The sequence below is a fragment of the Rhodopirellula sp. JB055 genome, assembly GCF_043100905.1.
Taxonomy (GTDB): domain Bacteria; phylum Planctomycetota; class Planctomycetia; order Pirellulales; family Pirellulaceae; genus Rhodopirellula.
Genome location: NZ_JBICHO010000357.1, coordinates 1 through 14,137 on the forward strand (window position 1 = coordinate 1; position 14,137 = coordinate 14,137).

The 14,137-nt window shown below is 56.1% G+C and carries 10 protein-coding genes, 1 tRNA gene and 1 pseudogene; 8 read left to right on the top strand and 4 right to left on the bottom strand.

What is annotated here, in order from left to right; all coding sequences use genetic code 11:
- Positions 1-430: pseudogene (locus tag ACF8AM_RS14170) on the top strand (fucose isomerase); the annotation flags it as partial.
- A 71-nt stretch (positions 431-501) separates the two neighbouring features.
- A complete protein-coding gene (locus ACF8AM_RS14175; RefSeq protein WP_392556259.1) occupies positions 502-1,392 on the top strand; it encodes an endonuclease/exonuclease/phosphatase family protein in 891 nt (296 codons plus the stop codon).
- A 20-nt stretch (positions 1,393-1,412) separates the two neighbouring features.
- Here the strand turns inward: ACF8AM_RS14175 and ACF8AM_RS14180 are convergent, their stop codons facing one another.
- The 4 genes from ACF8AM_RS14180 to rho form a co-directional block, all read right to left on the bottom strand.
- Entirely contained in the window at positions 1,413-2,528 is a 1,116-nt protein-coding gene (locus ACF8AM_RS14180) for a Gfo/Idh/MocA family protein (RefSeq protein WP_392556260.1), read from the bottom strand.
- A gap of 156 nt (positions 2,529-2,684) precedes the next feature.
- Positions 2,685-4,103, bottom strand: coding sequence for an L-serine ammonia-lyase (locus ACF8AM_RS14185; RefSeq protein ID WP_392556261.1), 1,419 nt, complete (start codon positions 4,101-4,103; stop codon positions 2,685-2,687).
- Positions 4,104-4,266: 163 nt separating this feature from the next.
- Positions 4,267-4,349, bottom strand: a tRNA-Ser gene (locus ACF8AM_RS14190).
- A gap of 52 nt (positions 4,350-4,401) precedes the next feature.
- Positions 4,402-5,718, bottom strand: a complete 1,317-nt coding sequence (gene rho, locus ACF8AM_RS14195; protein ID WP_392556262.1) for a transcription termination factor Rho — start codon at positions 5,716-5,718, stop codon at positions 4,402-4,404.
- 894 nt (positions 5,719-6,612) lie between these two features.
- Between rho and ACF8AM_RS14200 the strand changes: the two genes are divergently transcribed.
- From ACF8AM_RS14200 to ACF8AM_RS14225, 6 genes are all read left to right on the top strand, one after another.
- Positions 6,613-8,232, top strand: a complete 1,620-nt coding sequence (locus ACF8AM_RS14200; protein ID WP_392556263.1) for an SPFH domain-containing protein — start codon at positions 6,613-6,615, stop codon at positions 8,230-8,232.
- On the top strand, positions 8,229-9,821 hold the full coding sequence (locus ACF8AM_RS14205) for an SPFH domain-containing protein (protein ID WP_392556264.1): 1,593 nt from the start codon (positions 8,229-8,231) through the stop codon (positions 9,819-9,821). Before ACF8AM_RS14200 ends, ACF8AM_RS14205 begins: the two co-directional genes overlap by 4 nt.
- 292 nt (positions 9,822-10,113) lie before the next feature.
- Complete coding sequence (locus ACF8AM_RS14210; RefSeq protein WP_392556265.1) at positions 10,114-11,157, top strand: AAA family ATPase; 1,044 nt, start codon at positions 10,114-10,116, stop codon at positions 11,155-11,157.
- 3 nt (positions 11,158-11,160) lie between these two features.
- The gene (locus tag ACF8AM_RS14215; protein WP_392556266.1) at positions 11,161-12,036 is read left to right on the top strand and encodes a DUF58 domain-containing protein; all 876 of its coding nucleotides are present in this window, start codon (positions 11,161-11,163) and stop codon (positions 12,034-12,036) included.
- Positions 12,033-13,043: a hypothetical protein gene (locus ACF8AM_RS14220; RefSeq protein ID WP_392556267.1), complete on the top strand. Its 1,011-nt coding sequence runs from the start codon at positions 12,033-12,035 to the stop codon at positions 13,041-13,043. The genes ACF8AM_RS14215 and ACF8AM_RS14220 overlap by 4 nt, the downstream gene beginning before the upstream one ends.
- Positions 13,040-14,113, top strand: coding sequence for a VWA domain-containing protein (locus ACF8AM_RS14225; RefSeq protein WP_392556268.1), 1,074 nt, complete (start codon positions 13,040-13,042; stop codon positions 14,111-14,113). Before ACF8AM_RS14220 ends, ACF8AM_RS14225 begins: the two co-directional genes overlap by 4 nt.
- The last annotated feature ends 24 nt before the right edge of the window (positions 14,114-14,137 follow it).

Consider the following 14,137-nt stretch of genomic DNA (forward strand, 5'->3'; position numbering starts at 1 on the left):
TGTGCCAGCCTCTCACTTTGCAAACGGTTGGGCCGACGCGGAAGGGTTCCGCCAACCTCCGATGTACTTTCCTTCCGGCGGAAGCACCGTTCGAGGAGTCTCCAAACCCGGCGAAGTGGTTTGGTCACGAATTTTCATTGCCGACGATCGGCTGCACATGGATTTGGGGCGAGCAACGGTGATCGAGTTGCCAGCCGAAGAGACGCAGCGACGTTGGGATTCGACGACGCCTCAGTGGCCGATCATGCACGCGGTTTTGCACGGGGTTTCGCGAGATGAAATGATGGCTCGACACAAAGCCAACCACATTCAAGTCGCCTATGCGAACTCGGCGGAAGAGGCGGACATCGCCATGAAAACCAAGGCGTCGGTGGCGGATCAATTGGGCATGGTTGTCAGCTACTGCGGCGTGCGTCCCGATGCCCCATGAACGCTGCACACTGTTTTAAGTTCCATTCGTCAATGATTCCAAGGTGTTGCCTTGGTCGCTGGAGAAATGAAATGACTGGGAAACAATTCACTTTGGGGACCAGCGTTGCTGGCTGGTTGGCACTCCTCTTGGGTGTGGTGTTGTTTCATGGTGTCGGATCAGGGGCAGCGTTTGCCAAGGAACCGTTCCATGTGATGACTTACAACATCCGCTACTTGAATTCCCACGATCGGCTTGATCTGTGGTCGATGCGGCGTTCGAAGGTGATTGAGACCATTGCGTCGGCTGACGTTGCTGGACTGCAGGAAGTCACGGTGACGCAACTGCACGAGATCCAAGAAGGCACGCCGGAGTGGACTTGGTACGGAGTGGGGCGAGATGACGGGAAAGAGGGCGGTGAGTTCGCGCCCATCGGGTATCGTCACGATCGGTTCGAAGCGATGGGCCATGGTACGTTGTGGTTGTCGGAGACACCGTCCGAGGTGGGTTCCAAAGGTTGGGACGCGGCGCTGCCTCGCACGATGACCTGGATGGTGCTGCGTCGAAAATCGGACCGTGCTGAGTTCTTGGTGATCAATTCGCACTTTGACCATCGAGGCGCCAAGGCACGTGAAGAATCGGGACGTTTGGTCGCGGAGGAAGTGGATCAGCGAGCGGAGAATTTGCCGGTGATCGTGATGGGCGATTTCAATGCGGATTCCGAGTCCGCGCCGTTGGAAGCGCTGCAGGCTGGAAAGCGAGTTCCGTTGCTAGACGCTCGCGATATGGTCGTCGGAAAGCCCACCGGTCCGACGGGGACCTGGAATGGGTTCAAGGCGATTCAGCCAGACCGGCGGATCGACCACGTGCTGGTCAGCGACCGTGTCGCTGTGCAGGAGTACAAGACGCTGGACCCGCGAACGGAGTCCGGGCGTTTCGCCAGTGATCACTTGCCGATCGTGATTCGCGTGGACTTGAAGTAGAGGCGTGACAGCGAGTCAGTTCAGTTGAAGTCGGGAAGGCGGACCAATTCGCCACCCTTCATGGCAGATTGGTGGGCGCACAAACCGGTGCAGGTCCAGTTCGCAGCGGTCGGCGCGTTGGGCCAAGGATCACGATCTTCTTTCACAGCGGAAATGAATTCATGCACCATGTGCGGATGGGATCCGCCGTGGCCACCTCCCTGCACGAACGACAGGTGTTCGGAATCGTGGATTTCCGCTGGCAGAGTGAAGCGTCGGATCGGTTCCGGCAACAGGTGGGCGAAGTCAGGGATTTCGATCTTTTCCGGGATCTCGTTTTCGGGTTTCTTGGCGGTGTGCAGAACATGAGGTTCGTCTTCGATCAACGTCCACTCAAAACTGCGTTTGGTTCCGTAGACATCAAAGCTCTCGCGGTATTGGCGGGCAACGTCATAAAGGAATCGCCAGATATGAGCGGTGATGTCGCTGTCCTTGAGTTTGATGTGGCAGCTTTCCACTGCGAAAGGGCTGCCTGACTTTTTCGCAATGTCTTCGCGAACGGTGCCGGAGCCAAAGCAACTGACCGATTCTGCAAGCGCGTTGGTCAGGCCCAGGCAAGGGCTGACGACGTGCGTCGCGTAATGCATCGGGATCATCTCTTCCCAGTAGCTCGGCCATCCGTCCATGTCTTGAGGGTGAGAGGCAGCGAGGTGCTGGATCTTTCCCAGGTCGCCTTTTTCGTACATGTCTTTGATGAACAAGAATTCCCGGCTGTAGACGACCGTTTCGGCCATCATGTATTTCAACCCGGTCTCTTTGACTTTGTCACAGATTTGTTGGCACTCTTCGATGGTCGTTGCCATCGGGACGGTGCACATCACATGCTTGCCGGCATCGAGTGCCTTCAGTGACATCCAAGCGTGATCCGCGATGGGGCTGTTGATGTGCACGCACTGAACTTCGGGATCGGCCAGCACCGCGTCGTAGTCGGTGTAGCGACTTTCGATGCCAAACTGGTCGCCTGTCTTGTTCAGCTCGGTTTCGTTGCGTCGGCAAATGGCCACGACGTCAGCGTCCGGATGAGCTTGATAGATCGAAATGAACTCCGACCCGAAGCCCAAGCCGACCATTGCCATTTTCACTTTGCCATCGCTCATCGAATGGGGTGTCCTTTACCATCAAGTTCACTGCGGGGATTGAATTTGAAGGTCAGTATAAAGAGCCTACCCAGGGGCGGTGTGGGTAAATGGCAAAGCGTGGTTGTGTTATTTGACGTTTTGTCGTGACCTGTTTCGACTGGAGGAGCGTTTAGGTCAGCATTCGCTAATGTTGACGGCCAAGCCCCCGCGGGAGGTTTCTTTGTATCGGGCGGACATGTCGGCGCCGGTCCGTTTCATGACACGGATCACACGGTCCAGGGACACAAAGTGTTTGCCGTCGCCGCGAAGAGCGAGTCGACTGGCGTTGATCGCTTTGACCGCGCCCATGGCATTGCGTTCGATGCAGGGGACTTGGACGAGTCCTTTGATTGGATCGCAGGTCAGTCCAAGGTTGTGTTCCATGCCGATCTCGGCAGCTTCTTCGACTTGGTGGGGTGTGCCACCGAGAGCATCCGTGAGGGCTCCCGCGGCCATCGAGCACGCCACGCCGACTTCGCCTTGGCACCCCACCTCGGCGCCCGAAATCGAAGCGTTGCGTTTGTAGAGCGATCCGATCACGGCGGCGGTCAGCAAGAACCGCTCGATGGTCTCGTCCGTGACATTCGGGCAGAAACGTTGGAGGTAATGCAGCACCGCGGGAATGATTCCCGCTGCGCCATTGGTTGGTGCGGTGACGATGCGTCCGCCCGCTGCATTTTCTTCGTTGACCGCCAACGCATACAAATCGACCCAGTCCATCACGCAGAGTGGATCCCGATCCATCGGTTCGGTGCGCTGGGTCAGTGATTGATAGAGCGCGGGGGCGCGTCGTTCCACGTTCAAGCCGCCGGGCAGGATGCCTTCCGTGTGGCAGCCCTTTTCAACGCACTCTTGCATCACAGTCCAGATGCGTTGAAGGCCTGCTTGGATCTCTTCGTGGGATCGAAACGTCCGTTCGTTTGCGAGTGCCAGTTCATTGATTGAAATTTGGTGTTGTTCGCAGTGCTGCAGCAGTTCGTTCGCGGACGTGAACGGGTAGGGGACTTCGGAGGAGCATTTCTCTTGTGCCATTCCGGTCCGGCCTTCGCGATGGATGAAGCCACCGCCGATGGAGAGAAACGTGGCTTCGACAGCGGGGGAGTCTGGGCTGGTATCGGTGAAGGCAGAGAAATGCATCGTGTTGGGATGCATGCCTTTCACGGTCCGCCGGTTCATGACGAGGTCTGTTGTTTCGCGAAAGGAAATCGGGTGTTCGCCCGCGAGCGTGAGTCGTTGCGATTCGCGAATGGCGGCGACTTTGGTTGCGACCGTGTCGGTGTCGATTTGGTCGGGGGTTTCGCCTTGCAGTCCCATCAGCAAGGCGGCATCGGTTTGGTGACCGAGTCCTGTTAGGGCAAGCGAACCGTAGAGGTCGATTTGGACGCGTTTGACGTGCTGCAAAAGGTCCGAGTCGCGCAGTTCGTCGAGGAACGCTTCCGCGGCTCGCATTGGGCCCACGGAGTGGGAGCTGGAGGGGCCAATCCCAATTTTGAAAAGATCGAAGACCCCGAAGTAGGGGATCAGCGGTTCTTGGGGTTCGGTGGATCGGTTCACGGGGGGAGATTTCCTATCCGGATAGAATGGTCATGGCAGAAGGGCACAATTTTGGGGATGGGTGGGGGATTTTGGTGAGCGCGGCTGGCGGCCGGCAGGGCTGGGTCTGGACATGAAAAAAGCCCCGTCAAAACCATGTTATGACGGGGCTTTTTCAGTTCAGCGGAGGACACGGGACTCGAACCCGCAGCCCCTTGCGGGGTACCTCAGTTCCAGTGAGGCCGCTCACCAATTCGCTTATCCTCCTCGGCAGATCAGCAGTTTGGTTGATCCGCTTGTTTTTGGCAACCGTGCCTGATCAGGCAAGTTTCGCGCCTGAGATCAGTTTCAGAAAGCCTTCGTTGTCGTCGAACCGGCCAAGTTGTTTGGTCAGTTGTTCCATCGCATCGACGGGGTGCATTTCGCTGAGCGTGCGTCGCAGCATGGAAACGGTTTCGTAGGTTTCCTCGTCGAGCAGCAGTTCTTCGCGGCGGGTGCCGGACTGTGAGATGTCGATCGCGGGATAGACGCGGCGGTCGGCCAGGCGACGATCCAGGACGACTTCCATGTTCCCGGTTCCTTTGAACTCTTGGAAGATGGCATCGTCCATTCGCGAATTTGTGTCGACCAAGCAGGTGCCCACGATGGTGAGCGAACCACCTTCTTGGAATGCACGGGCGGTGGCGAAGAGTTTCTTGGGGACGTCCATGGCTCGGATGTCCAAGCCACCGGTTCCGGTCGCACCGCCACGGCCAGATTTGCCGACCCATTTGTTGAATGCCCGAGCCAGTCGGGTGATGGAGTCAAGCATCAAGAAGACGTCTTGTCCCATTTCGGCCAGGCGTTTGGCGCGGTCGATGACCAGTTGGCTGAGTCGAACGTGGCTTTCAATGTCCATGTCCAAGCTGCTGGCAATGACTTCCCCACCCTTGATGCTGCGACGCATGTCGGTGACTTCTTCGGGGCGTTCGTCGATCAGCAGGACCATCATCGTCAATTCAGGATGGTTCGTTGAGATGCCCTCCGCGATGTGTTGCAGCATGATCGTTTTTCCACTGCGTGGCGGAGCGACAATCAAAGCACGTTGGCCTTTGCCGAGGGGGGCCAGCAGGTCGATGACTCGGTTGGTCAGCGGCATTTTGCCGTGTTCGAGCTTCAGTGATTGCTCGGGGTTGATGGGGGTCAGGTCATCAAAATTCGCGACTTCGGCATAGGAGTCTGGCGACATGCCATCGACATCCAGGATTTCCCGGACCCGTGGGCCTTGTTGTCGCTTGGCTTGCTGCACCATGGTTTTGAGCATCAGGCCTTGCCGAAGCCCAAATTTCTCGATCATTGTGCCGGGCACAAATGGATCGGTGCGTTCGCGGGAATAATTGTTTTTGGGGCTGCGAAGAAAGCCGTAGCCATTGGGGTGCAGCTCCAGGATGCCATCCCACTCTTCGAGCGGTGCATCGCTGACGAAATCGGCTGGTTCGCCATTATTGCCACCACCGTTTCCGCCTCCGCCGCCACCGCGACGCCGACGTCGTGAACGTGATTTGCCACCACCGCCGCCACCTTGGCCTTGGCCCTGACCGCCATTTTGGGAACCAAAACCACCTCGACCGCGCGGGGCACGTTTTTTCTTCGCCATCTGTTATTCCTGTTGCCGTTCACCAGAATCCCGGGGGATCAACTTGGTTTGTCACGCTTGGAGAGATCGATGACGACCCGAACCATGAGGCTGAAGCCCATGGTGACATCCAAGCACCAACTCGCTTTGGCAACCAATCAAGAGTAACCGCGTTTGAAATACGAGGTCTTATGCGTCGAAGGTTGCGGTAACACCAACAACGCGACCGTTGGACATTGCTTGTGAGTCAAACTGCTTGAATATCAAACTGCGTTTGAGCCAAACTCATCGCGACAGGCAATTCCTTGCCGTAGGGAGATTCCCGTTGGGCGAGTCCATGACCCGCCGTAAAACAATACCGACCGAGGCGATTCAAAATCAATCAAACACACAACATTGACCTGTCATGTAGTCTGATTCACTTCATGCCCGTCTGCGAATGGCGACCCAATCGCTGTAACGTCAGTTGCACGAGGGTTAATCCAAGTCGTGGTGCAAACACCTCAACGCAGGAGAAACCGGCCTCGCACCACATCAAGTCATTGGGGGGCCTGAGGAAAGGGGAACATTTGCGGCATCAGCGTTTCGATGCCTGTACCACCCATCTTTCGCACGAACTATAGGCTGATTTGAGTCTGTGTCAAGTGAGTTTCACTGCGCCGGTTGGATTGAGCGACAAGAACGTCCTGTTTTGGATGAAGAACGTCCTGTTTTCGATGGAGGTGGGGCACCTGGAGCGTGGATTTGGTTCGGCCCGCAAAAGATGGTGGCAAATTGCAACCTGGCGGGGTGACGCGCGCCCTGCGTGCTAGCTTTTGGCTGCCTGGTCCCTCTGGTTGGCCATTTGTTCACGCTGTTTCAGGTTTTCCTATGGGATCTTCCCCCAGTTCCACGTCCCCGCTGAATTCACCAGCGATGCGTCGTTTATTAAGGCAGGGGTTGGTCGGCACCGCCGGTCTGGCTCTGATCGCCGTCTCGGTGTTGGCGCTAATTTGGTTTTACACTTTTTGCCGAATCGAGGTTCCAAGCGGTCACATCGCGGTGTTGCTGTCCAAGACAGGGGCGGAGATCGAAAACTCGACGGAGGTTGTTCCGGAAGCGGAGTTTGGCGAATTCAAGGGACTGCAAGAGAAGGTGCTGACGGAAGGTCGGTATTTTTACAACCCATGGAACTGGGAATGGGACATCGTCCCGCAGGTTGAAATTCCCGAGAACCGGTTGGGAGTTCGCATTCGTCTTTATGGCGATGATTTGGGATACGGCAATTTGATTGCTTACCAACCCAACCAAAAAGGGATTGCCGCCGAGGTGCTTCGTCCGGGCCGTCACCAACTCAACGCGATCGTATACGAAGCCGGTGAACCGGTGCCTCGCTACCGAGACAATTTCATTGAGTTGGTGGAGCTGCATGAACCCATCGTGATTCCGGCGGGCTTCAAAGGCGTGGTGACGTTGTTGTCCGCTCCGCCTGCCGATGACCCCAATCAATTGCTGGTGGAAGAAGGCCGACGCGGAGTTCAAGAAAAAACATTGGACCCCGGTGTCTACTACATCAATCCCTATGTGCAACGCGTGAACTTGGTTGATTGCCGGAGCCAACGATTCAACCTTTCCAACGGTGGCGAAATGGGATTCCCCAGCCGCGATGGATTTTGGGTTCGTTTGGATGGCCGGATCGAGTTTCGTGTGGATCCAGAACGAGCGGCGGAAGTCTTTGTGACTTACAACGATTCCGGCAACGACGATGGATACGATGCCCGGGTGGAAGAAGAGATCATCGAAAAAATTATCTTGCCCAACGCCCGTTCGTTTTGTCGTCTTCGTGGGAGTGACAATTCGGGACGTGATTTCATCCTCGGCGAAAAGAGACTGGCGTTTCAAAAGGACTTTCAACAAACGTTGGGAGAAACGTGTCGCCAGCAAGGCATCGAAATCATTCAGGCGTTGGTGACACGAATTTCACCACCACAGCAAATCGCATCGCCGGTGCGGGATCGTCAAATCGCGACCCAGCAAGCTCAGCAATACGTCAAAGAAATTGAGCAACAAACCAGTGAGCAGCAACTCAAAATCGAACAAGAGATGGTCAAACGCAAGGAAGCGTTGGTCGAGGTTGATCGAGAGGTGATCAAGCTGACCACCGAAGCGATGCGGCAACAAGAAGTCGCGGTGATCGAAGCCGAACAAAGAAAGAAGGTGGCGGAGGTGGAGCTGGCCGCGGCCAAAGACCAGTCCGAAGCCATTTTGGCGCAAGGAAAGGCCGAAGCGGAAGTCATCGGATTTGGAAATGAGGCGGAAGCTGCGGGGTGGGAGAAATCGGTCGAGGCCTACAACGGCGACGGTGATGAGTACGCCCGCTGGGTGATTCTTCGCAAACTGGCCCCGAGCTATCGGCAAATGATGGTCAACACGGCCGACAGCTCGCTAATGAACATCTTCAATGAATTCAGCAGCGAGGTGTCCAACGAAAGGACTCTGCCGGCCGCTGAAGCGACTACTGAATCGAATCAAGCCCAATCAGGAGAAACAGAATGAGTCTTCGACGTCATAAATCTTGGATTGGTTTGGCGTTCAGCGGTCTGTGGATCCTGGGCGGTTTGTACTTCGCGTTCTTGTGGTTCTTTTGCCGAGTCTACGTTCCCGAAGGGCATAGTTTGCAGCTTCGATACAAGGGGCCGTTGGTTTTGACGGCGCCCGAAGTCGAGCCCAACCGATTGGCTGGGGAGGGCGAAGTCGGTGTCCGCGCGAAGATGAAGGGACCCGGCCGACACTTCTACAACCCGATTTACTGGCAGCGAAACGTGGTGCCGGACACGGTGATTCTTCCTGGCGAGATCGGTGTGGTGACTTGCAAGGTCGGCGAGAGCTTGCCGGAAGGCGAATTCCTCGTTGATGGTGATTTGGACGGGGACAATCAAGCGACCCAGCGAGGCATCTTGCGAAAGGTTTTTGGTCCCGGCCGATACCGCGCCAATCCATACGCTTATGAATTCAAGATTGTGAAACGCGAGGTGAAGCGATACGGCAACCAAGAGAAGAACAGTGGCTGGGTTGAAATCCCGACCGGATACGTTGGCGTGGTCACGCTGCAAACCAACAACGAACAGGCTGGATTGGAAAAAGGGGTTCAGTCAAAGGTGTTGCAACCTGGTCTGTATCCGGTCAATCCCAACGAGCAACAAATCGACATCATCAATGTTGGCTACAACGAATCCAGTATTGAAGTTCAAAAGCAAGTCGACGCTCAAGGCAATCCAATGCATGACGAGCATGGTGAGCCACTGGCGACACACGACACGGGAATCAACTTCCCCAGCAACGATGGTTTTGACATTCAGTTGGACTTCTCAGCGATTTGGGGGGTGATGCCAGAAAATGCTGCCCAAATTGTTCGTGTGTTTGGCAACTTGGACGCAGTGGAGCAAAAGGTCATTGAACCTCAGAGTGAAAGCATTTGTCGAAACAATGGTTCCAAGATGGGAGCGATTGAGTTGTTGATTGGCGAAACGCGTGAGCAGTTCCAAACCGACGTCAGTGAAGATTTCCAAAGCGTGCTTTCGGAAAAAGAAATCTCGATGCTGTACGGCTTGGTGCGACACATCTATATCCCCAAGAACGTTCGCGAACCGATTCAGAAGGGATACGTCAGCGATGAATTGAAGCTGACTCGGGATGAGGAAACCAAGACGGCTCGGATCGAGGCGAATCTGCGAGAGGCGGAACGCAAGGTTGACTTGGAAGCCGAACGCGTTCAGGTGGATACTGAGCGATTGCGTGCGGGTGTTTTGGCGGAAGGCGAAAAGAAAGCGAAAGAAATTGCCGCGGAGACGGAGCGATTGATCGCGCAAATCGACCGCGAAACGGCTGAGTTGGAAGCTCAGCGATCGGTGTTGCTGGGACGTGCCACAGCAGAAGCGAAACAAATGGCGGCGGAGGCCACGGCCGATAAATTTCGGCTGGCGGTGCAGGCGTTTGGATCGCCCAGTGCATTCAATAAATGGGAATTTGCCGAGCAATTGCCAATGTCGCTGGATCTGAAAATGTTCTACGCCGGAGAAGGCACTCTTTGGACCGACTTGGAAAGTGTTCAGCCGACATTGCCTCTGAAGTCCGCTCCCAAATAACGGCACGCGGCAGGGAACGCACGCTTGAACTTATCTCGGCGGGGACTTCGGTGCCCGCCGATTTTCGTTGATGAACTGCGATCCATGCCGCGTCCTTCCCGGGGCAGTGGACCAAAGGAGGTGTCGCAGCCAAATCGCCTCTCTGTTCCGACCGCACCAACCGCCGCCTCGCCGCGTACTGCTGTGGACCGAGCCGGCGAGATGGGTATCTTCGTTTGGATCGGATGCCCGAGTACGTCGCGAGTCATCGCCGGCCGGGCACACTTCATGTTGTCCTTCCAAGCAAGTTTCGATGAACGAACTGAACGAACACGCTGAGACTGTGCCAGAGACGCAGCTTTCCGAAGCTGCCAAGCAACAACGACAACTGACTGAACAAATTGCTCATGCCAGCAGTCCGTTCCGAGAGATTGTGTCTCAAATCAATCAAGTGTTGGTGGGGCAGAGTCACTTGGTCGACCGCATGCTGATCGGATTGCTGACCGGTGGCCATTTGTTGATCGAGGGGGTGCCGGGATTGGCCAAGACCACCGCGGTGGCGAGTTTGGCCAAGGCGATCAACACCGGGTTTCAGCGTTTACAGTTCACACCCGATCTGTTGCCCGCGGACTTGATCGGAACCCAGGTTTACCGTCCTCAAGATCAATCGTTTGTCGTTCAAAAAGGGCCGATTTTTTCGAACTTGGTTCTGGCTGACGAGATCAACCTGGCTCCTGCGAAAGTTCAGAGTTCGTTGTTGGAGGCGATGCTAGAGCATCAGGTCACGATCGGCAGCGAAACCTTTCCGCTGCCTGAACCGTTCTTAGTGATGGCGACGCAGAACCCGGTGGAGCAAGAGGGCACGTACGCGTTGCCAGAAGCTCAGACGGACCGTTTCATGTTGAAGGTCATCGTTGATTACCCCAGTCGCGAGGAAGAGCTTCAGATTCTTCGGCGAATGGGCAAAACGGGACCGAAGTTAGAGGTCTCTGCGGTCGCTTCGCCAGAAGAAATCTTGGCGGCGCGTGAGCTGATCGATGAAATTCATTTGGACGAAAAGGTGGAGGGATACATCGTTGATTTGGTGATGGCGACCCGCCGCCCCGAAGCCTACGGGCTGCAGATGGAGGGTCTGATTCAGTTTGGCGGTTCGCCGCGGGCCACCATCAATTTGACGCTCGCGGCCAGAGCGGCGGCGTTCTTGGCCGGCCGAGCGTATGTGCTTCCAACCGACGTGCGTTCGATTGCGTTGGATGTCTTGCGGCATCGGGTGATGGTCACTTACGAAGCCGAGGCGGAAGACCTGACCAGCGAATCCATTGTGCAGAAAATCCTCGATCACATTCCGGCTCCGTAACCGATGACTCCCAGCGAGATCCTTCGCAAGATTCGTCGAATTCAGATTCGAACCAGCCACCGTGTCGACGAAATGTTGGCGGGGACCTGGCACTCGGCCTTCAAAGGACGAGGCATCGAATTTGAAGAGGTTCGTCCCTACCAAGTCGGCGACGATGTTCGCACGATCGATTGGAATGTGACCGCTCGGCAGGACGCACCCTTCGTCAAATTGTTTCGCGAAGAACGCGAATTAGCAGTGATGTTGATCGTGGATTGTTCGGCGTCTTTGGACTTTGGAACGCAGACGCAAACCAAACGCGAATTGGTGACGGAGTTGGGGGCGACCCTGGCAATGTCAGCGATCAAAAACAATGACCGGGTTGGTTTAACACTGTTCAGCGAGCAGGTGGAGAAGAGCCTGCCGCCTCGTCAGGGATCGCGGCATGTGTTGCGATTGATACGTGAATTGTTGACGCATCCAGCCAGTGGAACCGGGACCGATGTTGGCTCGGCGTTGGAACACCTGCAGCGAACGGCGAAGCGACGAACTGTGGTGTTCCTGATCAGTGACTTTCAATCGAAAGACTATGAGAAGTCGCTCCGCGTGGCAGCTCGCAAACACGACATCATTCCGGTGGTGGTCACCGATGAACGTGAAATGAAAATGCCCGCGGTGGGTTTGGTTCCGCTGCGTGACAATGAAACCGGAAGCGTTCGTTGGGTCGACACCTCCAGTCGCAAACATCGTCAGCAATACGAACTGTTGGTTCAGGTGCAAGCCGAACGGCGCGACGCTCTGTTTCGGCGTTACCGCATGGAACCTCTGCATTTGCAAACCGGAGAAGACCTGGGCGATCCGCTGCGTCGGTACTTTCACGGACGGGAGAATCGTCGATGAACGTGATCCAAAGTTTCGGAATCTGGGCCGCCATTCTGTTCAGCGTTGTCGTCGCGACGTCCGCGAATGCGGATGCAGTCGTTCAACGTCACTCGGATGGTCCGATTGCATTCAGTCTTCGGGTGTCCGACTCGGAAACGCTGGTTGCGGAACCGTTGGAATTGGAATTGGAAGTCGTCGTGCCAGGCGATTTGCAAGTCGTGCTGCCTGAGTTCAATGAAACACTGGGCGACTGGGAGATCACTGCTAAAGAGATCCGAGAGGATTTGCCGCACGCAAGTTCAGCGGACACTGGTTCACGCCGATGGTGGGTGCGGTTGACGCTGGAAAGCCTGCAAACCGGTGAGGTCGAAATCCCCAGCGTCGAGATGCAGACGCTTCCGCGGCAGTCCGAGAACCGATCCGAGCAGGTTGGCATCGATTGGGAAAACGCTGGCTCGCTGGCGACGGAGGCCGTTGCGATCGAGGTGCGAAGTGTGCTCGCGGAATCCGCGGATCCGATGAAGCCGGAGCCGATTGCAGGTGCCATGGAGTTGCCGGTTCAAGAGACAGCATCCGATTCGTGGTTGCCCGTCGCGGTGGTTGGTTTGCTTGGCGTGCTGATCGCTGGAGCGGTTGTGTTGTTGCGGGTGCGGTCCCGTCGTGGGATCTCGGACGCGGATTGGGCTCAACGACGTTTGGCGGATCTGCGGACGCAGTGGCAAAAACAAAGACTTTCCGCGGACGATTGCAGTCGTCAACTGTCAAGCATTTTTCGCGACTGGATCGGCTCGATGATGGGACGCGAATCGGCGGTCACATCAGAAGACGCCTTGGGGTGGTTGCAGGAAACTGACCCAACGGTTTCGGAGAACTTGCGGGCGATGCTTACCCGAGCAGATGAAGTCGCCTTCGCAGGGATCTCAGCCTCTTCCGCGGAATTGGGGGCTTGGTTGTACCAAGCGAATGACTGGATGGACCAGTTGGAAACATTGCAAGCCCGATTCTCTCAGGAGGCGAATGCATGAACTTTGCTTGGCCTCACACGCTTTGGTTGCTGGCGTTGCTTCCGCTGCTGGCGTGGTGGATGTGGCGACGTCGTGGCGTGGTCGCTGTCCCGTTCAGTTCGCTCGTCGTGGTGGATGAGCTTCCGCCTAGTTTGCGCCAGCGTTGGATGTGGTTGCCCAAGGTGCTCACGCTGATTGCTTATGCGTTGTTGGTCGTCGCTTTGGCGCGGCCGCGAGAAGGCCGCGAACAAACGGTTTCGGAAACCGAAGGGATCGCAATCGAGATGGTGATCGACCGCAGCGGCAGCATGCAGGCGATGGACTTTGAAATCGCCGGTGAACCGGTGGACCGTTTGACTGCCGTGAAAAATGTGGCCAGCAAGTTCATCACGGGTGGCGAGGATCTCGAGGGACGCTTCAGTGACCTGGTGGGATTGATCACGTTCGCGGCTTATGCCGACGCGGAGACACCGCCCACGCTGGATCATTCGTTTGTCGTGTCACGGTTGAACCAAACTCAAATCGTCAATCGCAGGGACGAGGACGGGACCGCGATCGGGGACGCCATCGCACTGTCAGTTGAAAAACTGAACGCATTGGATGCTCGTCAGAAACGCAAGGTGAAGAGCAAGATCTTGATCTTGTTGACCGATGGCGAGAACACCGCCGGGCAACTCGATCCGGTCCAAGCGGCAGAGTTGGCTGAGACGATGGGGATCAAGATCTACGCGATTGGTGTGGGGACGAAGGGCAAGGCCCCGGTGCCCGTTCGCGATCCGTTCACCGGCCGCCAGCGGTTGCATTACATGGAGGTGAATATCGATGAGGAGACATTGCGAAAGGTGGCGGAACTCACCGAGGGCAAGTACTTCCGAGCCACCGACACCGACTCGCTCGATGCGATTTATCGGGAGATCGACCAGTTGGAAAAGACTGAGGTTGAAACACATCAGTATGTCAGTTATCGAGAACTCGCAGTTCAATCTTGGCATTGGGGCACGATCACGATTCCACCGGTGATCGCAATGGCGCTAGTGGTTTTGATCGTTCGGTCGTTACTGGAACACCTGTGGCTCAAGGAGTTGGTGTGAACACGTCGGACATTCAGTGGGGCA